Genomic DNA, 865 nt, shown 5'->3' with positions numbered 1-865 from the left:
ATCCAGAGGATGAAAACTTGCCTATGCCGCCCAAACGCCCACGTTATTTTAGTAAGCCCAAACGTATCGGCCCAAGCAAAGCTGAGACGAGCCAGAATCCGCGTGCTCGTAGTGCATGGCTACGTATGGCAACGCGTACTGATACAGCTTATCAGCAGACAGATGCATCTTAAACCTTAGGTGAAATCATTGGACGAACCACGTATGGTTGCTAATGTTTATCTAAATGGTGCGCGAATGTGTTAATCGCTACGCCACTGTTAAAAAGCTGTAAATATTGTCTGCTAGGCTCAGCAGTTAACTTTTCGTTTGGTTGTTTTTTGGTCAGTTGGCTGAGATATTTGATTTTATGTTTTATTGATGGTGCTGATAAGTTATTTGTAAATCTAAAACAGTTAGCGCTTTTATACTTCAAGTCCACTTTTTGAGATCGTCATGGCAATATCTGACAAACCTGCAAACCACCACGCCGCTATGTCCAATACGACCGATGTTGGCGAACTATTCGCGCGTCGATTCAATGTCGTCAGTATCTATGTGGTTGTACTGTTGCTATTGGCAGGTGCAATCGTATGGAGCGGTATCAAAACGGCTGAAAATGTTCAGCAATATCATCAGGATTATAGAACCTTGCAAGACATGAAGAAACAAGAGCGTAAGCTACAAGTAGAACACCAGCGTTTGCTTATTGAGCAGCAAACCTTTAGTGCCACACCGCAGATTGCCAGTCGCGCTGTCGCCGAGTTAGGGATGTATTCACCAACGCTAAAGGACAAGCTGATTATTCAGCCAGGCGTCGCTACTGCGTTGGAACCAGTGGTAACTGACTCAGCTGAGAATGGTTCGTACGATATGGGACCACGAG

The 865-nt window shown here is 44.9% G+C and carries 1 protein-coding gene and 1 pseudogene; both read left to right on the top strand.

Annotated features, from left to right (window positions below):
- Positions 1-173: pseudogene (locus ACS8FD_RS18445) on the top strand (16S rRNA (cytosine(1402)-N(4))-methyltransferase RsmH); the annotation flags it as partial.
- Between the two features lie 262 nt (positions 174-435).
- The coding region (gene ftsL, locus ACS8FD_RS18440) for a cell division protein FtsL (RefSeq protein WP_439276914.1) at positions 436-865 on the top strand (430 nt) is incomplete at its 3' end.

The organism is Psychrobacter sp. 1U2, from assembly GCF_051847575.1.
The sequence above is the reverse complement of the archived record's forward strand: the minus strand, read 5'-3'. Positions and strand labels throughout refer to the sequence as shown.